This is a genomic window from Streptomyces sp. NPDC005574, from assembly GCF_040605435.1.
Classification (GTDB): domain Bacteria; phylum Actinomycetota; class Actinomycetes; order Streptomycetales; family Streptomycetaceae; genus Streptomyces.
Genome location: NZ_JBEXCW010000084.1, coordinates 1 through 19,693 on the forward strand (window position 1 = coordinate 1; position 19,693 = coordinate 19,693).

The window sequence follows — 19,693 nt, forward strand, 5'->3', positions numbered from 1 at the left end:
GGTGATCCGCTTCCAGGGCGGCTGGAAGCGGATCACCGACCCGACACGGCTCCTGAACTCAGGGCTTGCCCCGGTACACGACGGCGGGATCCTGCTGGGCGACGGAGCCCCAGACCCGGTCGTACCGGGTGGTGTCCCCGGCGAGGTAGTAGAGCAGCCAGGCCGTGGTGACGCCGCGCGTCAGGGAGAGCTGAGCGGCCCGGGTGAGCGTGCCGCTGTCGCAGCCGAGTCCGCCGGAGTCCTCGAAACCGCAGTGGAAGCCGCCGGTGATGACGCGGAGCTGCGCCGGTGCCGGTTTCGCGTTGTACATCTTCTCCTGGTGGTCGGTCACTCCGGCGACCGTGTCGCCGCTGCCACCCACGTACTGGGCCGGCACGGCCAGGGCCGCGGAGGCCGTGATGGCGGACGGGTTGGTCTCGGCGGCGGCGAGTGTCGTCACCGTACGCACGGCAGGATTGCGTGTGGCGGCGAGAAGGGCCGCGCCGCCCCCCATCGAGTGGCCGGACAGAGCGAGACGGGCGGTGTCGACCCTGCCGTTGAAGGGTGATCCGCCGGTGGTGTTCTGCGCGGTCAGCCAGGTCAGCGCGGCGTTGAGGTCGTCGGCGAAGGCGGTGTGGCTGGGCAGGAGACCGCCTTGCGACTTCGGGGCGACACCGATGACGCCCCAACTCGCCCAGTGCTGCAGCGTGGAGGCGTACTTGGAGATGTCCTGGAAGAAGCCGTGGCCGAAGGCGAGCGCGGGGTGCGCTCCCGCGGCCACGGGAGCACCGGCCCCCGGCTTTGTCGCCGGGTACCAGACGCGCGCGCTGAAGGAGCGCCCGGACGCCGCGACCGTCAGGTCCGCGTAGCCGACGGCGTACGAACCCGGCGCCGCGGGATCAGCCGGGGCCACCGGAGTCGCAGCCGAGGGTCCTGTCGCCAGTGCTCCGCAGGTCAGAGCCAACAGGCCGACGGCTGCCGCGCGTAACGCTTTTCCGAACACGGGTGTCACCCTTCATGTCGGGAGCTTCGTCCCTTCACTTGACCACGATGGCATGAACCCGACAATCTCAATGACAAAGATTTTTATCCTGCAACTGTTCGTCGCGTCAGGGAGCGACGACGGTCCCGCCCGGCGCAGCGCTGGGCCCGGCACCCGGGCCGTGACGCACCGTCGGCGGGTGTGTTCGGGCGACCGGCCCATCGCCACCGGGTGAAATCCGTTCGGTGCGGGCTTCGGGGCCGTGTCACCATGTGCCGCATGACGACCAACCGAAAGGTCCATGCCGCGTAGACGGCCGGGACGGGTCCGGGCCAACACCCCCGGCCGGCGGACACGAGACGCCAGGACGGTCATCGACGGCCTGTCCGCACGAGCGCTGTCCGAGATCTCGCACCTGGAACGCACCCGCACCTGTCTGCACCCGGGCGACGCCGGCATGGCCCTGCGCCGGTGGAAGACCTACGTCCACCGTCCCGAGCGCCGGCTGTGGCACGACTACGAATGGGACGACGCGTACGGGGAATGCTGTGGCACCCCACTCGAAGCGCGCGCGCTGCTCGACACCGTGACGCGGGCCCTGTCGCCCCGAAGCGCCCGCGAACTGCGACAGCTCATCAGCCGCTACGACGCCGTCTGGAACCGGCCGTCGCCGCCCTACCTGCCTGACTGATGGTGCTTTTCCATGGCCCGAGAGCCCCACGCGGCCCGCCACAGACCGGCCTGCGTCCCGTCGGCGGGAGTGTCCTCGTGCGACGCCGACCGCAGCGGCCCCCGCGCCCCAGGACGGCTGAGGACGTTCCGAGCCGTCAACTCACCGTCCCCCGGCGTGGTCGGCGACGTATTCCTCCACCACGGACAAGAAGTTCGGGTCGGGGAGCAGACCGAACGCCTCCGCGCGCCTGTTGTCGAAGACGGCCGGCCAGGAGCCCACGATGGCCTCCACGGCGGGGTCGGGGGCGATGGACACCAGGTCCGCGGCTCTGTCGCCGGCCACCTGCCGCAGCGTGTCGATCATGTCGGCGACGGAGACCGTGAGGGCGGGCAGGAGCACCGGCAGGTGGCCGTCCAGGCGCCCCGGTCCGGTGCCCCGCGGGACCTCGGCGATGCGGAGGATGCCCTGGACCGTGCGTCGCGGGGAGGACAGCGCCACGCGCAGAGCGGGGTCCACGGGGCAGGTCGCGGGCAGTCCCGCGAGCGGCTCGCGGATGATGCCGGACAGGAAACCGGAGGCCGCCGCGTTCGGCCTGCCCGCTCGTACGACGACCGTCATCAGGCGGGCGACGCGGCCGTCGAGGAAACCGCGGCGGGTGTAGTCGGCGATCAGGTGCTCGCAGACCAGCTTCTGCGTTCCGTAACTCGACCGCGGCACCGGCAGGGTCGACTCGCTGACCACCGGCGGAAGAGGCAGCTGCGGGTCGCCACCGTGGACGGCGATGCTGCCGGCGAACAGCACCCGCACCCGTGGACCACCGGCGACCGCCTGGGCGCGAGCGGCCTCCAGCACGGCGCGGGTGGTGTCGACGTTCGCACGCATCCCGAGGTCGAAGTCGGTCTCGCACTCGGCCGACACCGCCGCGGCCAGATGGAACAGCACGTCGACCGGCTCCGCGAACACCACGCCGAGGGACTCGATCAGATCGCCGTGCACCAGTTCCACGAGGGCGTCACCCGCCCGTGCGACGTCGGGCGCCTCGACACGGTCGACGAGCACCAGCCGGCTGACGGGTTCACCGTCGAACGTCCGCGCCCGCAGCAGTGCCGCGGCGAGCAGACGACCCACGAACCCGGACGCACCCGTGATGACGATCCTCATCCGGTCTGCCCTCTCCTCGGGTAACGGCGCCGCGGCGACGGTCGGGCCGGCGCGGAGTCCGTCTCGTGCCTCCGTACGGATGCCCCGCACTCCCGCCGTCGCGGCGGACTACCCACACCCTCGCGTCCGCCAAACGCCTCGTGCGCCGGTACACCCCTCGCTCTCGAGGGTCAGCGTCTGACGTACGAACCCGAGGACGCCGTGGCTCTGGTGCGGGACGCCGCCACCAGGTCATGGGGCGTCGCTCGGATCGCCCGTCGGCCGCGCGGCTGGCGGCTGGGCGGCCGGCGACTGAACGCCGCTTCGTCGTACGGCCGCCTCGCGTGCGGTCGGCCGTCGCCTCGGCAGGTCAGACGTGTGCGAGGAGGCGGTCCAGCGGCCGGGGCACCCGCCCCAGGTCCAGGTGCGCGACCAGCGCCTGCGCGTAGAGCGCCTTGCGGCCGCTGTGGGTGCCCATGAAGCGGCGCAGCTGGTGCTCCACGGGCCGTTCCCGCTGTGCCGGCTGGCCCTGGAAGGTGTGGAAGGGGCGCATCTCGCCCTGGTCCTCGATCACCTGCTGCACGCCCTCGGCTCCGAGAGCGCGGATCAGCTCGTCCTCCAGGTCGGCGACGCACACGTGGAACCCGAGGGACTCCAGTCCGTCGCGAGTGAGCCCGGACCCGAGTCCGACCCGCTCCAGATGGCGCCTGAAGTGCCGCTCCTCACCGATGTCGCAGAGGCCGGCCAGGGGGAGGCCGAGTCCCGCGGGGCCGCACACGTCGAGGAAGCGGCCGATGTTCGTCGCACCCCCGAGGGGGACCACCGCGACGCCCTCCGCATCGAGATCGCGGCCGTACCGCGCGGCCAGCGCTTCGACCGCGGCATGATCGCTGCTCCCCTCGACGAGCACGACCGTGCGCACGGCGCCGCCGGCCAGCTCCCGCGCCACCGCGGCCGCGGCACTGGCCCCCGCTCCACCGGCCGCCCACGCGATCAGCGCCCGGCCGAACCGCCTCGACTCGTCCACCAGACCTCGCTTCCCCCACCATCCTGGCACGGCCGAGATCCCGTACGCACGCACGTTTTCCCGTGGGTGCCGGCTGAACGAAGCCGCAGGCGGGTACGAGCCCGGGCGAACGCTCCACAGCCCAAGTGGTCCCGGTGGTCGGCCTGTTCAGCGCTGCGATCAACCCCCCGCCGGTCCGCGCGCCCCTACCCTGGCCGCGAAACCCGGTGGCGGGCCGGACAACTCACGGACGAACATGGCGCGCATGAGCGACCAACCCGCGCGATGGACCCAGGCGACCGTCTACCCCGACATGTGGGCCGACCCGGACGACGATCCCCGGACCAGCGAAGGAGGCACTCCGGACGGCGAGCTGGCGACGCTGGTGGACTTCCTCACGAACTACCGCATGACCCTGCGGATGAAGTGCGAGGGCCTCGACCCGGAGCAGCTGGCCCGGCGTTCGGTCCCGCCGTCGACGCTGTCGCTGCTCGGCCTGCTGCGGCACCTCGCCGAGGTGGAACGGGACTGGCGCAACTGGATCAGCGACGGTGACCCGCTGCCGAAGCTGTACGGCGCCCGTGACGCGGACTTCGACGGCGCCGTCGCCGAGCAGGCGGAGGTGGACGCCGCCTACTCCGCTCTGGCGCGCGAGCAGGAGGCGACCGACGCCGCGCTGGCCGAGCACCCGGATCTCGGTGAGCGGCTGGGAAAGGACCGCGTCGCGGTCCGGGAACTGCTGGTGCACCGGATCGAGGAGTACGCCCGTCACTGCGGACAGGCCGACCTGTTGCGCGAGTGCATCGACGGGCGGGTGGGCCAGTGAGGAGGAGCCTCACCCGGTAGTCCCGGCGAGAGCGCGTCCGCGACGGTCCGTGCCACGCCGAGGCCGCGTCCGCGTGCGGTGCCGGTCAGCCGCACGTGGCGTCGGCCGCACACAGCGGGGGATGCGGCCGCCTCGCCGGCTGATGGGCGATCCGGCGGGTGCGGGTCAGCGCCCGAGCGCCAGGGACGGTCGTCATCACGTGGAAGGTCCTGCCCAGCCCGGCGATGCGGAAGACCCGGCGGGCCAGAGGGTGACGCGTCGCCACCGTGATCATGACCCCGAGCGGCAGGAACGCCTGGCGCAGTCTCAGCAGCATCTCGAGACACGCGGTGGTCACGACCGGGGTGCGGATGTCGATGATGACCCGGTGGGTCTCCGACTCCGCCACCAGTCTGCGCAGTCGCTCCTCCATGGCCGCGTCGTTGTCGATGTCGACGACGTCGTGGAGTTCGATCACCAGATGGCACTCGCCGGGCAGATAATCAGTCACAGGAAAACTCCGGGAAGCAGCGGTGGAAGGTGGCCACTTCCTGACCATTGATCCTTACGTGTCCCCCGCCGGGCCGGGCATAACCCCCTCCGGCACGTGAGCGTGCACACGTACGGACCGGGCGGTGCGCACGGCAGTGGCCACCGCCGGCCACGAGGTGACAGACCGCCACCTCCACGTCGTCGGCGGGAAATTCGCTCGCCCGCCACGAGCCGGGCCCGTTAGGCTCCGGCGGCGACCCCGGGGCCCGTGATCCGGGGCGGTACACGCGATCCGCGACGGGAGCCGGCATGGAGACGTCAGGGGTGCGGACCGACCGTCTGGGCGTCCTGCTGGACCAGTTCGACCGTGCCAGGGAGATGGCCCAGGTGCGGCTGGCGGGCCTCGGCGACGACGAGTACCTGTGGGAGCCCGTGCCCGGTTGCTGGTCGCTCCGGCGCCGCAGCGAGGCGACGACACCCAGGGCGTTCGGCCCGGGAGCGTGGGTCCTCGACCTGGGCGCCCCGGAGATCCCGGCCAACGAGTACGCCGAGGTGGCCCGGCAGGCCGCCGCCGGTATGACCGTCGCGAAGATCGCCGAGGACTGGAGCGTGAGCGTCGAGCGGGTCGAGCAGATCCTCCACCACACCGGCCCGCCGCCACCCGACGAGACGCCGCTCACCACCATCGCGTGGCGGCTGGGGCACCTGCATGTCGGCTTCGCGGGGCAGTGGGAGTGGACCTTCGGTGCACGGAGGCAGGATCCCAAGCTGATGGTGGACTTCTGCCCGTCCGCCGCCGTCGCGGTCGAAGGGTTCTGGACGTCGATCGACCGCTGGCGGGGCAGCCTCACGGCCGTCACGGAGGAACAGCTCGACACGGTCGGCCTCTCCCGGTACCCGTACGGCTCCGACCCCGACGACCCCTTCATCGCCGTACTGTCGGGGTCCGTCCTCGAGTTCATCCACCACATGGCGGAGATCGCCCTCCTGCGCGACCTGTATCGGACGCGCTTCGCGAGTGCCGGGCCGGTCGATTCCGCCCGGCACTGACCGGTGTCCGGCCTGCGGGGCGGGCGCCCGCCCGCCGGACGCCTCCCGCGCGCCTGTCCCTCCGTACGGCGGGCACCCGGTCCGACGCGCGTCCCGTCTCCCCGTCCCGCGCCGATGCACAATGGGCGCGATGAGGAGGCGTGACCATGTCCGAGCGCGTGTGGGACGCGGACGGTGTCGAGCTGTGCACCGAGTCCTTCGGTGATCCGTCGGACCCGCCGGTCCTGCTGGTCATGGGCATCGGGGCTTCGATGCTCTGGTGGGAGGCAGACTTCTGCCGGAAGCTCGCCGCGGGCGGACGCTTCGTGGTCCGCTACGACCACCGCGACACCGGGCGGTCCGTCACCTACGAGCAGGGCCGGCCCGGATACGGGGGCGCGGACCTGGTGGGCGACGTCGTCCGCGTGCTGGACGCGTATGACATCCCGGCCGCACACCTGGTGGGCGTCTCGGCCGGAGGGGCGTTCGCGCAGGTGGTGGCGCTCAACCATGCGGAGCGGGTCCTCTCACTCGTTCTGATCAGCACGACCTGCGCGGTGCCTGCCGGTCGCGAACTGCCCCCGCCGACACAGGAGTTCCTGCGGTTCGTGTCGTCAGCGACGGTCGACTGGTCGCAACCCTCGTCGGTGGTCGACCATGTGGTCGACCACCAGCGTGTGCTCGCGGGAGGCCGCCGCCCGTTCGACGAGAGGGCCGTCCGTGACCTCGTGCGTCGCGACGTCGAGCGTGCACGCGACTTCGCCGCCGTACGGAACCACGACTCGCTGGAGAGCGGCGAACCGGCGCGGGCGCGCCTGTCGTCGATCCACGCGCCCACGCTGGTGATCCACGGGACCGCGGACCCGATGTTCCCCTTCCCGCACGGCGAGGCGCTCGCGGAGGAGATCCGCGGCGCGCACCTGTTGGCCCTGGAGGACGCGGGTCACGGGGTCGACCGAGCCGACTGGGAGCCGATCGTCCAGGCGATCGTCGCGCACACCTCGGCGGAGGGGCGGCAGTAGATTCCCGTCGCCGCACGCCTCCCGGGCCCCTTGCTCGGCGGCGCCCGGCAGGTCCGCACGGTGGCCTGCCGACGGACCTGTCACGGCGTTCACGCGTCGCCCCTGTCCGCAGCGAGCGACCGTGGCGCCACCGAACGGTGTGGAGAGTGTGCCCCACACCGTCCGGTGGCCGTCGATGGAGCGGGCTCGCGTCACGCGGTCACGGGGCCCCGGGTGTCTCCGCTCGTGTAGAGGTCGTCCAGGGAGAGGTCGCTCTTCTCGTAGTTGGCCAGGGCCAGTCCGAGCGCGAAGAAGGTCGGCGCCCACTCCCCCACGAAGATGCCCCACCGGTCGGCCCGCTCCAGGTTCTCCTGCTTGTTGGACGCCAGCCAGGAGACGAGTGACAGGCCGATGGAACCGAACGCCGCGAGGTAGGCGTGCTCGCTCTGGACGCCGGCCTCGTGCAGCTTCCTCACGATCATGGTGTGTCCTCTCGTCAGGTGACGCGCTGTGCGGCTTCGAAGGTGTATGTCCTGTTTTCGGGTGCCGAGGTGCTCCCGGATGCGGCGTCATCGGATCGACGTAGACCAGCTAGCTGCGCGGCCGTACCGTTCCCAGGATCCTGGTCACCTTGATCTCGATGACCACGCGCTCGGGGTTGGGCCGGGGCTGCCGGTAGCGGTCGGCGTAGCGTGTCTCGGCGTCGGCGACGGACCGGGGGTCGTCCCTGACGACGGCCGTCCCTTCGAGGGTCGTCCAGCGCCTTCCGTCCACCTGGCTCACGGCCACGGCGGCCTCCGGGCCCGCGCCGAGCACGTTGCGCACCTTCTGGCTGGTCCGGCTGGTGATGACCCGTGCGGTGGACGTGTGCGGGTCGTAGGTGACTCCCACCGGCACCAGATGTGGTGTCCCGTCCTTGCGGCTCGTGGAGAGGAAGCACAGGTGGCGCTCGCGCCAGAAATCGAGGAAGTCGGAGCTCACGTCGGGCGTGGGTTGCGTGGTCATGCAGCTGATTCTTCCGCTTTCCGTTTCCCGTCGACGCGCCGCGTCCGCCCGGCTCGTACAGCCCTCGTGCCTGCGTGCCTGCGTGCCTGCGTGCCTGCGTGCCGGGCGGCACGCGCGCCGCGTCGCTGACGGCCATGGGCCCGCAGCGGTCGTTCGTCGGCGTCAGCCGTCGGCGAGGCCGGCGGCCTGGGCCTCCGAGCCGGCTCCCTCGGTGGACAGCGCGCCCCGCGCGCTCTCGAGGTGGGCGCGGACGAACCACTGGAACTGCTCCAGGTCGCGGAGCTGCTCGATGAGGAGGTCCTCCGTCGCGGGGTCGATCTTGCCGACCTCGGCGATCGCCGCGCGCGTGTCCTTGACGACCCCGGTGTAGACGCGGTCGAGGGCGCCGAGGTGGGCGATGGCGTCGGCCCGGCCGATGCTGTAGTCCTCCCAGGTCCGTTCCGCCACGAGCGCGCCGGGGGTGCCCTGCGGGACCCCGCCGAGAGCCGACGTGCGTTCCGCGACGTCGTCGGCCATCTCGCGGACGCGGTCGACCTGCGGGTCGAGCATCTCGTGCACGGCGATGAAGTGCGGGCCGACGACGTTCCAGTGCACGTGCTTCAGCGTGAGGTGCAGGTCGTTCAGGCCGTGCAGGCGGCGGCGCAGGACGGCGATGAGCCGTCCGCCCTCCTCCCGTTCCAGGCCCGGCACGGTGTACAGCGGAGTGAAGTCCTCGGTCATGGGTCGGCTCCCGGTGTTCCGTCGGGCGATGGGGGTGGCTGTCGTACGACGCCGCTGCGACCGCGGCTCGCCACACTCCCTCCTTCCACGGAACCGAGGGCCCCGGTTGCGGTTCCGCGCCTTTTCACTCCGAGAGCGGATCGCCGCTGGAGGTCCGCGCGCCCGCCGCGAGTCGACGACCGATGAGGTCCCGTGCGCCGGGACGCCCGCGACATGACGCGGATTTCCTCACCCGCGGCGCATCCAGGGCGACGGGAGCGGCGGAACCGGTCCCCGTCATCAGCGCATGCAGGTACCACCTCTCAAGGAGTGAACCATGCTGACCCGCACCGCCGTTGTCACCGCATCCGCGGTCGCCGCGATCGCACTCGCGGCCCCCTCCGCGTCGGCCGCGCCCACCGTGCACGTCAAGAGCGGAACCACCAAGGTGACCATCGCTCCGGCGATCACCAAGGCCCTGCTGTCCAACGGCATCGCCCCGGTCGTGACGCGTCCGGGCCGGCCCGGACTCGCCCTCGTCGGCAGGCAGCCCACCCTCACCGCCACCTACCCCGTCACCGGCGGCGCGCTGACCGCCGAGCCCCTCGGCGGCACGATCAGGCACAAGGGCGGCCTGAAGTTCACCAACCTGTTCAACGGCCGCTCGCTGCAGGTCGAGAGCTTCACCGTCGACCTCACCAAGGGCCGGCTGACGGGCCGCGTCGCCGGTACGACGACGCGCGTCCCCGTCTTCAAGCTCGACCTGTCCACCGCCAAGGTGACCGTGGGCAGGCACGGCGCCGACGCCACGAACGTCACGCTGAAGCTGACCGGGGAAGCCGCCGGCGCCCTCAACTCGACGCTCAGGACGAAGGTCTTCAGCGCGGGCCTGCCCGTGGGCACCGCCGACACCCACCCCCGCTTCTGACCTGACCGCACACCCGAGGGCGGTGCCTTCTCCCACCACGGGAGGGCGCCGCCCTCGGTTGCTCTGCCCTACCGGCCGCCGGAGACCTCGACCGTGCCGTCCCGTCGTACAGCCGGCCGACGCGACGGCCGCCGAACGACCGGCGGCCCCGTCGGTCCCTGAAGGAAAGGTCCGCAAAGAAAATCTCATCCGAAGTGAAACCGGGGACGGGAACGCGGCGGAAGGCATCCTCACACGCTCCGCACAGGAGTGTCGCGAAGGGAGATCTCCCATGACGTCCCGGACCACCCTGACGACCGCGGGACTCGGTGTCGTCGCCGCACTGAGTCTGGCATCCGCTGCTCCCGTGATGGCCCAGCAGCAGGCAGCGGGCTCCGATCAGGCGACCGTGACCGTGCTGCACGCGGTGCCCGGTCTCAAGGTCGACGTGTACGCCGACGGAAAGGAACTCATACCGGACTTCCAGCCAGGAACGCTGAGCGAACCGCTCCGACTGGACAAGGGGTCGTACGACATCCAGATCTTCAAGGACGGCGAGGGTCCGGACGGCACACCGGCCGTCGAGAAGACCGTCGAGGTCCCCGCCGGTGCCGACGCGACCCTCGTCGCCCATCTCACCGCCGACGGGAAACCGGCGCTCGACGCCTTCGTGAACGACCTCTCGAAGGTGCCCGCGGGCAAGGCGCGGCTGACGGTCCGCCATGTCGCGGCCGCGCCCGCCGTCGACGTCCGCGCGAACGGCAAGGCGGTCTTCCAGGGGCTGGAGAACCCCAAGGAGGCCAAGGGAGAGGTGGCCGCCGGCACGGTGAGCGCCGACGTGGTGCTCGCCGGTACGGACACGGTCGCCATCGGACCGGCCGACCTGAACCTCGCGGAGGGCACCAACACCGTCGTCTACGCCTGGGGCAGCGCCGCCGACAAGAACCTGGCGCTCAAGACGCAGACCTTCAAGGGACTGCACTCCGCTCCGAACGGCGTCCCCGCGGGCGAGAGCGGTGCGGCGGCCGCGCACAACAGCGGGATGTCCCCCTGGCTCCTGTCTCTCGGAGCGCTGTCCGCGCTCGGGGCCGTGGTCGCCGTCCGGCGCGTGCGCACGGCGCGGACCTGACCCGCTCGCCGTCCCGGTCCGGGGCGCGCGACCACACCCCGGATCCGCTCCGCTTTCACCCTTCCCACGAAAGGCAGCGGTGCATGCGCCGCACTTCCCGACACCGACAGTGGACGTTCGTCCTCGTCCTCTGCCTCGCTGCCACCACCGCGAGCGGGGCCCTGCTCGCCGCGCGGGCCTGGCGCACGCACTCCCCGCCCGGCGACTTCGGCCGGCCACCCGCCGCCTCGGATCCGGCGTCCGCCGGCCGGTCGACCTCGCCGGTGCCGACCACGAAAACCCCGAGGACCACGCCGACCGACCGTCGTCCCGGTGTCTCCGCCCGGGTCGCCGTACAGCTCACGCCGCGAGCGATACGGCTGCCGCGGCTGGGCGTGGACGCGGCCGTCGACCGCGTGGGGGTGGACGGGCGCGGGGACGTCGAAGTGCCCGAGGACGCCCGCCGGGTGGGCTGGTACCGCTTCAGCCCACCGCCCGGTGCGCCCGCCGGCTCCACGGTGATCGTCGGACACGTCGACTCCCGCACCCAGGGGTTGGGGGTCCTCGCGGCACTCGCCGGCGTGAGGCGTGACGACCGCCTCAGCGTGGTGCGCGGTGACGGTACGACCCTCCACTACACCGTGACCTCCCGGCGGACCGTCCCCAAGGACGCGCTCGGCGCGTCCGGCGTCTTCCGCCGGGAGGGCCGCCCGGTGGTGAGCCTCGTGACGTGCACCGGGCCGTACCTCGAAGGCCGGGGCGGTTATCAGGACAACCTGATCGTCACGGCAGTGCCGGAGGACTGATGGGTTCGCTCTGGGGTGGGAGACAGGTCCTGGCGACCACCTTCGCGGGTGTGGCGGAGCTGAGCGACGACGACCTGGCGAAGGGCATGGTCAAGGGCGACGAAGCCTGTCTGAGCGAGATCTACCGGCGGTGGGGTGCCCTGGTCCACTCCGTCGTGACCCGCTCGCTCGGCGACGCGGAGGAGGCCAAGGACGTCACGCAGCAGATCTTCGTCGGGGCCTGGCGCGGGCGCGCCACCTACGCGCCCGAGCGCGGGGGTCTGCGCGGCTGGATCATGGGCATCACCCGCAAGAAGATCGCGGACGCGCTGACCCAGCGGTCACGGCGCCGCCGGGACGTCGAGGCGGTCGCGGCGAAGTCGCCATCCGGCGAGGCCGGCGGGGAACCCGACCCCGGATCGGTCGTGGAGCAACTCCATGTGATCGCCGAGCTGTCCCGGCTCCCGCAACCGCAGCAGTCGATCCTGAGGATGGCGTTCTACGAGGACCTGACCCAGGCGCAGATCGCCGAGCGGACCGGATTGGCGCTCGGCACGGTGAAGAGTCACACTCGGCGCGGGCTCATCCGGCTCAAGCGCAGACTGGAGGTGGACGATGCAGCACATTGACCAGGAGGCGCTCGCCATGCTGGCACTGGGCGAGCCGCCCGCCTCCGGGGTCTCGGAGCATCTGCTCGACTGCCCCGAGTGCGCGAGGGAGTTGGCCGCGCTGCGACACGTCGTCACCGTCGCGCGGTCCGCCGATCCGGCCGACGCCGAGCTCAAACCGCCGCCCGAGGCGGTGTGGAACGGCATCGCGGCCGAGCTGGGGGTGAGCGCGGGTCCCGATCCTCTGCGTGCGGTCCCTTTCGTCTCCCCCGACACGGAAGGCCACGGTGAGGGCGGACCGTCCGTGCCGGGTGCGACGGAGGACGGCGCGTCACCGAAGGCCGTCGTACCGCTGGCGAACGGGGCGGCGGGCAGACGGGCACCGTCCGGCTCCCGCCGCTTCTGGCTGGTCGTCGCCGCCTGCGCAGCGCTGCTCGGAGGGGTCGCGGGCAGCGGCATCACCTGGTGGTCGACGGACCGGAACCAGGCCGCCGCCGAGGCCGGGCCCGCGCTGCGCCTCGACCCCCTCCTCGCCACGGCGGCCGGTGTCGCGAGCCTGGGTGAAAACGACGGCCGGCGTCAGCTCGACATCACCGTCCGGGGCCTGCCGAAGACGTCCGGCTACTTCGAGGTCTGGCTCATGGACCGCAGCCACACGAAGCTCATATCGATGGGGGTCCTCGGCGCCGACGGCCACGCCGCGCTGCCCGTGCCCGACAACGTGAACCTCGACGAGTACGCGCTCGTCGACGTCTCCGTGCAGCCCTACAACGGCAAGCCGGACCACTCCGGCAACAGCGTCGTACGGGGGCCGTACGCCGGCTAGTCGACATGCGGCAGCGCTCGCTCCCGCCTGCTCCGGACGCTCACTCGGCTCGACCGGGTGACGCGGGCTCCTCGGCGTCGAGCTGGTGGTCGGCCCACACATAGCTCTCCGGGAGCAGGTCGGTGATCAGGACGGTCCGCACGCGGCCGGCCGTGCCGACGACGACCTTGAGGGCCGGGAAGTAGTCGAGGAGCACCTGACGGCACCGGCCGCACGGAGCAACGACGCCGCGATCCCTGTCTCCCACGGCGACGACGGTCTCCAGCTCGTACACGCCCTGGGCGGCCGCCGCGCCGATGAGAACCAGTTCGGCGCAGGGCCCTCCGGTGAAGTGATAGGCGTTCACCGCGGTGACGATCCGCCCGTCCCTGCCGCGGCCCGCCGCCGCCATGGTGTGGTTGTCGCCGCGACAACGCGTGCGCGCGATCTCAGCCGCGGCCTCGACGAGTTCGTGGTCGACGTCGTGGGGATACGTGGTCATCTTCCGTGCCTGCCTTCGTACGGTGTCAGGCGACGGTGCCGCGAGAACCGGCGAGGCGCAAGCGGATTGCGGGCGGGTCGTGCCGACTCGGGCCGCTCCGGGGGGAGTCGCACCGGCTCAGCGCACCGCTTCCACGGCCCTCGGCGACGGCAGAGGTCACACGCATGGGCCGACCCGGCAGCACCCGGAAAGGACGTCTCGCTGGTCACGGGCCGGATCCCTACGTCAGGTGGGTCCTCCGCCGCTCGGACTCCTCCGCGAGTCGTGCGGCCGCGCGGCGGGCGTCGGCCGCGAGGTGGGGTGAGTTCCAGGCGACGGCCACGCGTTCGGCGAGGGTGTAGTGGTCGGCCGCGGCCTGCCGTTCCTCCAGGAGTCGGTACAGGTCGGCGAGCGCGTGGGCGAGGGGGCGGGTCGCGTAGGCGGCTCCGGCGGCGCCGGCGAGCTGCTCACGGAGGGGCAGCAGGTGCGGGACCAGCATCCCAGCCGCATCCAAGTCGTTGTGCAGGACGGCGAGTTCGCAGCGGTAGTCCAGCTCCACTCCGTACAGGTGGTCCGTCACCGGCCGCGGTGAAAGGGTGACCGCCGCCGACTCCTCCAGGCGTCCCAGCCGGGCCAGGACGAGAGCGTGCGCCACCGCGACCGGGGGGCCGACCGTGTCGTACAGCTCGCGGGCGATCGGAGCGACGTCCGTGGTCCGCCCCTGAGCGAGCCGGATCGTCATCAGGCCGAGCGTCCGCGGCCCCGTCGCGTAGTCCGCGCCGACGCGCTGCAGAAGACCGCCGGCTTCGGCGTACCCGGCCTCCGCCTCGTCGAAGCGGCCGGTGATGGTGGCCAGCATGGCCGACGTGGTGGCGGCGATGCCCTGGGCCCACACCATGCGGTAGCGGTGGGCCAGCCGGAGGCCGTCGGCGCTGTGCCGGCGCAGGCCGGCCGGATCGTTGCGGGTGGCGGCGGTCATGCCGTCGAGGTGCTCGCACACCCAGCGGTAGGCGGGCAGGTCGTGTTCCCGGGCCAGTCGGCGCAGTTCACCGACCAGGGGTGTGCGGGCGGCACCCTGGGCTTCGTGGGGCAGGAGTTTGGCGGACGTCATCAGAGCGGAGGCCAGCAGCCGCGGTTCGCCATGGGCGCGGGCCAGGGCCAGTTGGGCGTGTGCCGCTTCGAGTGCCCGGGGAGCGTCCTCGGCCGCCACGGCGTCGACGAGGACCTGGAGCACACGGGCGCGGGTGGCGTCGTCCAGTGTGTGATCGTCGGCGAGCCGCTCGAGGCGGGCCAGTGCGGTCCGGTCGAAGAGCCCCTCCAGTCTGCTGCGCCAGGGTGAGGGTTCGGTCCAGGCTGCGTAGACCGCGGCGACCAGGTCGTCCCGCTGGGCCCGGACCGCCAGTTCGACCGCGCGCCGCCTGGTGTGCCGGGCGGCTTCCGTCGATCCGGCACGCAGCTGCGCGCCAAGGAGCCGCACCAGGAGGGTCACGGTGTCGTCGGGGTGGGCTTCGTCGTCGGGTGCCGCCGCGAGGTGCGCCTGCAGCGCCTGCTCGGTCAGTTCGACGGCCACGTCGTGGGCGTACCGCCGCTCGGCCAGTTCGGCGGCTCGCAGCGCGTAGTCGACGGCCAGGGACGCGTTCGCGACGCTGCCGGAGTGGGCGAAGTGGTGGGCCAGGGCGGCGAGATCGTGCGGACGGTGCCGGTGCAGCTGCTGCGCGATGCGGTCGTGCAGGCGGGCCCGCCGCAGGCCGGACAGGTCGGTGTACACGGTGTCCCGCACCAGGGCGTGCACGAACCGGACGCGGCCCGGCCCGGGTTCCGTCAGCAGGTCCGCGGACACGGCCGCGTCGAGTCCTTCCAGCACCGCGTCCTCGTCGCCCTCCGCCGCGTCGACGAGAAGGGCGACATCGCTCTCGAGACCGGCGACGGCGGCCAGTCGTACGGCGGACCGGGCGTTCACGGGCAGCAGGGCGAGGCGTCTGCGCAGCACGTCCCGCACTCCCTGGGGGACTTCGGACACGGCCACGAGGGCGCCCTCGCCGGCCAGCAGGCGGGCGCTCTCCAAAACGTAGAACGGGTTGCCGCCGGTGCGTTCGGCGAGCGCCCTCACCGTGGCGTCGTCGACGGGTTCCCCGCACACGGCGGCGACCACGGTGGCGACGTCCGCCGGGCGCAGGCCGCCGAGCGGGACCCGCGACGGTGCGCCGGGGGCGAGGTGGGCGAGGGTCTTCCCGAGGTGCTCCCCCACTTCGGCCGGGCGGTAGCTGGCGACGGTGAGCAGGGGGACCCCGGTGACCTGTGTGGCGGCTTCGAGCAGGGCGAGGGTCTCGCTGTCGGCGCGGTGCAGGTCCTCCACGAGGAGGGCGAGCGGCTGCCTGCCGGCCGCGGTCCGCAGCCAGGTGGCGAAGGCGCGGTGCATGCGGAAGCGTCCCGCGGTCGCCTCGTCGCGGGTCACGGCGGTCACCGTCTGCGGCTCGTGCAGCAGGGCACTCAGTTCGTGCGGGCGCTGCGGAGGCGTCACCTGCGCGAGGGCACCGAGCGCCTCCACCCAGGCCCAGGCGGGCGGTGCGCCCTCGTCCTGCGGGCAGCGCCCGATCACCACGGTCCAGCCGGCCGACCGCAGCCGGCCCGCCAGCCGGGCGAGGAGCGCGGACTTCCCCGCTCCCGCCTCGCCGGTGACCAGCACCGCGCCGCCGGTGTGCCGGGCCGTTCGGGCGGCTTGTTCCACGGCGGCGAGTTCGGCCTCCCGGCCCACGAACAGGTCCTGGTCCCGGACCAGTTCAGGGGTCCCGGACGCGACCTCATGGATCTCGGACCCATCAGGCGCGTCAAGCGCGGGCTCCGGCGCCGTGAGCGCGGTCGCGGTCCGCGGGACGGCCGCGCGCAGCACGTCGAGCCGCCGGGTGAGCACGGCGTGTTCCAGTTCGGCCAGGTCCGGGCCGGGGTCGCAGCCGAGTTCGTCGCGCAGCGTCCGCGTGGCGCGCCGCAGAGACGCGAGTGCGTCCGCCTGGCGGCCGCAGGCCCACTGGGCGAGCGCGAGCAGACGCCACCCCTCCTCGCGCAGCGGGCCCTGCCGCACCAGAGCCCCGGCCGCCAGGACGGCCTCCGCCACATGTCCGGTGCGCAGGTCGGCCGCCACGGCCAGTTCCCTCGCCTGGGCGCACAGTTCGGTGAGGCGGGCCACCTCTGGCGCGGCCCAGGGCTCGTCCAGGTACTCGTGGAAGGCCGGCCCCCGCCACCATCCGAGCGCCTCCGCCAGCAGCACCCGCGCCTCTGCGGCGGGAGCGTCGCGGGCCTGGCTCACCCGGTCCTCGAACCTCCAGGCGTCCACCGCCTCGCGTGGCAGCCGCAGGGCGTAGCCCGGAGGGCAGGTGACCAGGACCGCCGAGGGGGTGCGTGGGGGCCGCTGCGGCTCCAGGAGACGGCGCAGGTTCGAGACGTAGGCGTGCAGCGACACCAGGGCCTTGGCCGGGGGCGCTCCGCGCCACAGCCCGTCGGTCACACGGTCGACGGGGACCACTTCCTGGCGGGCCGCGAGCAGCAACGCGAGAACAGCACGCTGCCGCGGCGCTCCCAGTTCTACCGGCTTCCCCCCGAGGTCGGCACCCACAGAGCCCAGAACTCGAATACCCAGCACGCTGCGGGAATCTACCCGAGCAGCCGTGCGGTCCCGTGAACAGACGCTGAACGCCCTCGCCAGGGGCGTGCCAAGTGCGACGCCAAGCAGGCGCCAAGACGACCACGGGAGCGTGGCCACCTGTTTCCGGTACCTGAACGTTGGAGCAAGCGTGTCCTCCCGAAGTACGGCCCCCGTCAACCGAGTCGACGCCCGACCGCACACCCACGAGATGGTCGTGGTGCACCGTGTGTTCCGTCGCGAGTCGGCGCTCGCACCCCGTCTGGTACGCGCCGTGGCCGACGGTGACACGGCACGAGCGGCTCGGATCGCGGCCTACCTGCGCGACTACGTGACGGGCCTGCACCACCACCACGCCGTCGAGGACGAGTTGATCTGGCCGCTGCTCCAGGCCCGCGCGGGTGACGAGGAGTTGGTCGCACGGATGGAGAAGCAGCACCACCGCATCGACCTCAGTCTGACGATCGTCGGCGAGTGGATACCGGCCTGGCAGCGGGAGGCGGACCACACAGCCCGGGAGGAACTGGCGCTGGCGCTGGTAGAGCACCGCGCCGTGCTGCTCGACCACCTCGACGACGAGGAGCGACTGGTCCTCCCCCTGGTCGCCGAGCACCTGACGCTCGCCGAGTGGGATCTCGTCGGTCGGCACGGACTTCAAGGGCTGCCGAAGAACAAGCTCCTGCTCGCTCTCGGCGCCCTCCTCGAAGACGCGACGGAGCAGGAACGCGCCTACTTCCTGGGCAGGACACCGCTGTTGGGCCGGCTGTTGTGGAAGGCCGTCGGCCGCCGGCAGTACGCGGCCTCCTGCCGGTCGGTGCGGGGCGCGCTGAACGAGGGCGGGGAACAGTGAGCGTGCTCGAAGCGGCCCCGCTCGCCGTCCTGGACGCCTACCGCACCTGCGAGTTCGTCACGCTCGGCCGGGACGGCACACCGGTGGTCTGGCCCACGGCCGTACGGCGCCGGAGCGACGGGACACTGCTGCTGACCACGTCCCTGGCGTTCGCGCAGAAGGCGCTGAACGTGCGCCGCGACGGACGCGTGGCCCTGCTGTTCTCCGACCCCACGGGCAGCGCGTTCGGCCAGGCACCGCAGATCTTCGTGGGCGGACGGGCCGAATGCCCCGACGACGTGATGACCGGCCCGCAGGGCGCGGAGGACTACTGGCGAACGCTGTTCGAGCGGCAGCCCCGCAGTCGGTCCTACCTGGCACCCGGTGTGCGTCGGCTGATGGACTGGTACTACCTCCGCCTGATCATCACCGTCACACCGGAACAGGTCGTCGTACGACCGCCGTTGGCGTCCCTGGCCCCGCCGAAGCCCTCCACCGCGCCCACGTCCGCCGCTCCCCTGCCCGGTGCCGCGCACCTCGCCCGGTATCCGAGCGCGGTGCTCGCCGCCCGTGACGCCAGCGGAGCGCCCGTACTCACGCGCACCCGGCCGGTGGTGACCGGCGAGGGCTTCGCGGTGGAGGTGCCCGACGACTGCGCCGTGACGGCCGGCGGCGCCTCCCTGCTGGTGCACCGGCATGACGAGCACCTCGACCACATGCACAACGCGCTCGTGCGCGGACGCCTGCGGCAGGACGGTGATCGCTGGCTGCTGGTGCCGGGCTCGGTGGTGGAGCCGATGGGCTCCGGCCGCCCCGGCGACGCCGTACGGCTGCTGCGCCGGACGAAGCGGGCGACCTCCCGCTACCTTCAGCGGCGGGACCTGCCCCGCCAGCGAGTGCGGTGGGACGCGTTCCGTGCTCTCGCCGCGCCCCGACCGGGGTCGTCCCGCAGCACGCCGTAGCGGTACGCGCCCCGGGTCTTTCGTCGGCTTTCCGCCGGGCTCCTTGCCGCACAAGTGACGTGATCCACAAGGTCGTCCCGCACCCCCGCGCCGCCAACGCACCCGGTACGGTGCGCACATGTCCGCGTTCTTGCAGCAACTCCCCGCCCTCATCGGTGCCGTGATCGGCGCCCTGGGCTCGTACGTGGCTCTCGCGCGCAGTGACCGCGACCGGTTCAAGCGGGAGTGGGCGGCCCGGTGGGAGGAGCGGCGGCTGGAGGTGTACGCGGAGTACGCGCGGTCGTTGAAGAAGTCCGTCACGCTGACCTACCGCGTCGCCGCGCACATGGGCAACGACCCGCATCCCCACCCGTTGTCCGTGGCGGAGGCCGAGCCGCTGCTGGCGCGGGCGACCGACGACCGCGATCCGTCCGGGGAGGCCCTGATCATGCTGGGCAGCCGGGAGGTGGTGGAGCAGGCCAGGACCTGGGTGACCGTGGTGATGGAGATGGAGCGGTTCCTGCGCGCGGGCACACGTGACCCGCGCGCGTGGCAGGCGTTGCTGGAACGCCAGCGCGCCGGCCGTGAGGGCTACTACGCGGCCGTACGCGAGGACCTCCGGCTGCCGCCGGGGCATCCGGCGCGTTGGCCGACGATGCCGGACGCGGAAACCCGGTGATGGCGCCGAGGAAAGGGGGCGGCCGGCTCCCAGCCCCGGGGCGGCGGGAGGCCGCCGTCGGGGGGGGGAAAGCACCGCGGGGTGGATGAACACCCGCCGGGC

The 19,693-nt window shown here is 72.5% G+C and carries 21 protein-coding genes; 12 read left to right on the forward strand and 9 right to left on the reverse strand.

The window, feature by feature from the left end; genetic code table 11:
* Positions 1–58: 58 nt before the first annotated feature.
* Positions 59–892, reverse strand: coding sequence for an alpha/beta hydrolase (locus ABZT03_RS34075; protein ID WP_356046658.1), 834 nt, complete (start codon positions 890–892; stop codon positions 59–61).
* Positions 893–1,262: 370 nt separating this feature from the next.
* Here ABZT03_RS34075 and ABZT03_RS34080 point away from each other — a divergent pair, with 370 nt between their 5' ends.
* Positions 1,263–1,652, forward strand: coding sequence for a hypothetical protein (locus ABZT03_RS34080; RefSeq protein WP_356046659.1), 390 nt, complete (start codon positions 1,263–1,265; stop codon positions 1,650–1,652).
* Positions 1,653–1,793: 141 nt separating this feature from the next.
* On the opposite strand, the gene denD is transcribed toward ABZT03_RS34080, so the two are convergent.
* Both denD and ABZT03_RS34090 read right to left on the reverse strand, forming a co-directional pair.
* Complete coding sequence (gene denD / locus ABZT03_RS34085) at positions 1,794–2,795, reverse strand: D-erythronate dehydrogenase (RefSeq protein WP_356046661.1); 1,002 nt, start codon at positions 2,793–2,795, stop codon at positions 1,794–1,796.
* Between the two features lie 349 nt (positions 2,796–3,144).
* Positions 3,145–3,801, reverse strand: a complete 657-nt coding sequence (locus ABZT03_RS34090) for an ATP-dependent endonuclease (RefSeq protein ID WP_356046663.1) — start codon at positions 3,799–3,801, stop codon at positions 3,145–3,147.
* Between the two features lie 235 nt (positions 3,802–4,036).
* On the opposite strand from ABZT03_RS34090, the gene ABZT03_RS34095 reads away from it, so the two are divergent.
* Positions 4,037–4,606, forward strand: coding sequence for a DinB family protein (locus tag ABZT03_RS34095; protein WP_356046665.1), 570 nt, complete (start codon positions 4,037–4,039; stop codon positions 4,604–4,606).
* An 85-nt stretch (positions 4,607–4,691) separates the two neighbouring features.
* Here ABZT03_RS34095 and ABZT03_RS34100 read toward each other — a convergent pair whose 3' ends face one another.
* Entirely contained in the window at positions 4,692–5,096 is a 405-nt protein-coding gene (locus tag ABZT03_RS34100; RefSeq protein WP_356046667.1) for an STAS domain-containing protein, read from the reverse strand.
* A 290-nt stretch (positions 5,097–5,386) separates the two neighbouring features.
* On the opposite strand from ABZT03_RS34100, the gene ABZT03_RS34105 reads away from it, so the two are divergent.
* Both ABZT03_RS34105 and ABZT03_RS34110 read left to right on the forward strand, forming a co-directional pair.
* The gene (locus tag ABZT03_RS34105; RefSeq protein ID WP_356046669.1) at positions 5,387–6,127 is read left to right on the forward strand and encodes a DinB family protein; all 741 of its coding nucleotides are present in this window, start codon (positions 5,387–5,389) and stop codon (positions 6,125–6,127) included.
* 146 nt (positions 6,128–6,273) lie between these two features.
* Positions 6,274–7,128 (forward strand): alpha/beta fold hydrolase, encoded by an 855-nt coding sequence (locus tag ABZT03_RS34110; protein ID WP_356046671.1) that lies wholly within the window; start codon positions 6,274–6,276, stop codon positions 7,126–7,128.
* 191 nt (positions 7,129–7,319) lie between these two features.
* Here the strand turns inward: ABZT03_RS34110 and ABZT03_RS34115 are convergent, their stop codons facing one another.
* From ABZT03_RS34115 to ABZT03_RS34125, 3 genes are all read right to left on the reverse strand, one after another.
* Positions 7,320–7,589, reverse strand: a complete 270-nt coding sequence (locus ABZT03_RS34115) for a hypothetical protein (RefSeq protein ID WP_356046673.1) — start codon at positions 7,587–7,589, stop codon at positions 7,320–7,322.
* Between the two features lie 109 nt (positions 7,590–7,698).
* Positions 7,699–8,112 (reverse strand): PPOX class F420-dependent oxidoreductase, encoded by a 414-nt coding sequence (locus ABZT03_RS34120; protein WP_356046675.1) that lies wholly within the window; start codon positions 8,110–8,112, stop codon positions 7,699–7,701.
* Positions 8,113–8,274: 162 nt separating this feature from the next.
* A complete protein-coding gene (locus tag ABZT03_RS34125) occupies positions 8,275–8,832 on the reverse strand; it encodes a DNA starvation/stationary phase protection protein (protein WP_356046677.1) in 558 nt (185 codons plus the stop codon).
* Between the two features lie 316 nt (positions 8,833–9,148).
* Between ABZT03_RS34125 and ABZT03_RS34130 the strand changes: the two genes are divergently transcribed.
* From ABZT03_RS34130 to ABZT03_RS34150, 5 genes are all read left to right on the forward strand, one after another.
* Positions 9,149–9,739 carry a hypothetical protein gene (locus tag ABZT03_RS34130; RefSeq protein ID WP_356046679.1) on the forward strand — a complete coding sequence of 197 codons (591 nt, stop codon included), beginning with the start codon at positions 9,149–9,151 and terminating at the stop codon, positions 9,737–9,739.
* Positions 9,740–10,010: 271 nt separating this feature from the next.
* Positions 10,011–10,847 carry a DUF4397 domain-containing protein gene (locus ABZT03_RS34135; protein WP_356046680.1) on the forward strand — a complete coding sequence of 279 codons (837 nt, stop codon included), beginning with the start codon at positions 10,011–10,013 and terminating at the stop codon, positions 10,845–10,847.
* A gap of 83 nt (positions 10,848–10,930) precedes the next feature.
* Complete coding sequence (locus ABZT03_RS34140; protein ID WP_356046682.1) at positions 10,931–11,632, forward strand: class F sortase; 702 nt, start codon at positions 10,931–10,933, stop codon at positions 11,630–11,632.
* Positions 11,632–12,240 carry a sigma-70 family RNA polymerase sigma factor gene (locus ABZT03_RS34145; protein WP_356046684.1) on the forward strand — a complete coding sequence of 203 codons (609 nt, stop codon included), beginning with the start codon at positions 11,632–11,634 and terminating at the stop codon, positions 12,238–12,240. Before ABZT03_RS34140 ends, ABZT03_RS34145 begins: the two co-directional genes overlap by 1 nt.
* Entirely contained in the window at positions 12,227–13,045 is an 819-nt protein-coding gene (locus ABZT03_RS34150) for an anti-sigma factor (RefSeq protein ID WP_356046686.1), read from the forward strand. The genes ABZT03_RS34145 and ABZT03_RS34150 overlap by 14 nt, the downstream gene beginning before the upstream one ends.
* A gap of 40 nt (positions 13,046–13,085) precedes the next feature.
* Here ABZT03_RS34150 and ABZT03_RS34155 read toward each other — a convergent pair whose 3' ends face one another.
* Both ABZT03_RS34155 and ABZT03_RS34160 read right to left on the reverse strand, forming a co-directional pair.
* Positions 13,086–13,526 (reverse strand): cytidine deaminase, encoded by a 441-nt coding sequence (locus ABZT03_RS34155; protein ID WP_356046688.1) that lies wholly within the window; start codon positions 13,524–13,526, stop codon positions 13,086–13,088.
* 220 nt (positions 13,527–13,746) lie between these two features.
* Positions 13,747–17,049, reverse strand: a complete 3,303-nt coding sequence (locus ABZT03_RS34160) for a BTAD domain-containing putative transcriptional regulator (protein ID WP_356046689.1) — start codon at positions 17,047–17,049, stop codon at positions 13,747–13,749.
* A gap of 244 nt (positions 17,050–17,293) precedes the next feature.
* Between ABZT03_RS34160 and ABZT03_RS34165 the strand changes: the two genes are divergently transcribed.
* The 3 genes from ABZT03_RS34165 to ABZT03_RS34175 all read left to right on the forward strand — a co-directional run bounded on the left by ABZT03_RS34165 (position 17,294) and on the right by ABZT03_RS34175 (position 19,591).
* The gene (locus ABZT03_RS34165) at positions 17,294–17,992 is read left to right on the forward strand and encodes a hemerythrin domain-containing protein (RefSeq protein WP_356046691.1); all 699 of its coding nucleotides are present in this window, start codon (positions 17,294–17,296) and stop codon (positions 17,990–17,992) included.
* Entirely contained in the window at positions 17,989–18,933 is a 945-nt protein-coding gene (locus ABZT03_RS34170) for a pyridoxamine 5'-phosphate oxidase family protein (RefSeq protein WP_356046693.1), read from the forward strand. Before ABZT03_RS34165 ends, ABZT03_RS34170 begins: the two co-directional genes overlap by 4 nt.
* 118 nt (positions 18,934–19,051) lie before the next feature.
* Positions 19,052–19,591 (forward strand): hypothetical protein, encoded by a 540-nt coding sequence (locus tag ABZT03_RS34175; RefSeq protein WP_356046695.1) that lies wholly within the window; start codon positions 19,052–19,054, stop codon positions 19,589–19,591.
* The last annotated feature ends 102 nt before the right edge of the window (positions 19,592–19,693 follow it).

Coding starts and splice junctions, on each gene's coding strand:
- ABZT03_RS34105 (WP_356046669.1), top strand. CDS start 5,387: ATGGAGACGTCAGGGGTGCGGACCGACCGTCTGGGCGTCCTGCTGGAC.
- ABZT03_RS34150 (WP_356046686.1), top strand. CDS start 12,227: ATGCAGCACATTGACCAGGAGGCGCTCGCCATGCTGGCACTGGGCGAG.
- ABZT03_RS34155 (WP_356046688.1), bottom strand. CDS start 13,526: ATGACCACGTATCCCCACGACGTCGACCACGAACTCGTCGAGGCCGCG.
- ABZT03_RS34140 (WP_356046682.1), top strand. CDS start 10,931: ATGCGCCGCACTTCCCGACACCGACAGTGGACGTTCGTCCTCGTCCTC.
- ABZT03_RS34135 (WP_356046680.1), top strand. CDS start 10,011: ATGACGTCCCGGACCACCCTGACGACCGCGGGACTCGGTGTCGTCGCC.
- ABZT03_RS34115 (WP_356046673.1), bottom strand. CDS start 7,589: ATGATCGTGAGGAAGCTGCACGAGGCCGGCGTCCAGAGCGAGCACGCC.
- ABZT03_RS34175 (WP_356046695.1), top strand. CDS start 19,052: ATGTCCGCGTTCTTGCAGCAACTCCCCGCCCTCATCGGTGCCGTGATC.
- ABZT03_RS34095 (WP_356046665.1), top strand. CDS start 4,037: ATGGCGCGCATGAGCGACCAACCCGCGCGATGGACCCAGGCGACCGTC.
- ABZT03_RS34130 (WP_356046679.1), top strand. CDS start 9,149: ATGCTGACCCGCACCGCCGTTGTCACCGCATCCGCGGTCGCCGCGATC.
- ABZT03_RS34080 (WP_356046659.1), top strand. CDS start 1,263: ATGCCGCGTAGACGGCCGGGACGGGTCCGGGCCAACACCCCCGGCCGG.
- ABZT03_RS34110 (WP_356046671.1), top strand. CDS start 6,274: ATGTCCGAGCGCGTGTGGGACGCGGACGGTGTCGAGCTGTGCACCGAG.
- denD (WP_356046661.1), bottom strand. CDS start 2,795: ATGAGGATCGTCATCACGGGTGCGTCCGGGTTCGTGGGTCGTCTGCTC.
- ABZT03_RS34120 (WP_356046675.1), bottom strand. CDS start 8,112: ATGACCACGCAACCCACGCCCGACGTGAGCTCCGACTTCCTCGATTTC.
- ABZT03_RS34125 (WP_356046677.1), bottom strand. CDS start 8,832: ATGACCGAGGACTTCACTCCGCTGTACACCGTGCCGGGCCTGGAACGG.
- ABZT03_RS34145 (WP_356046684.1), top strand. CDS start 11,632: ATGGGTTCGCTCTGGGGTGGGAGACAGGTCCTGGCGACCACCTTCGCG.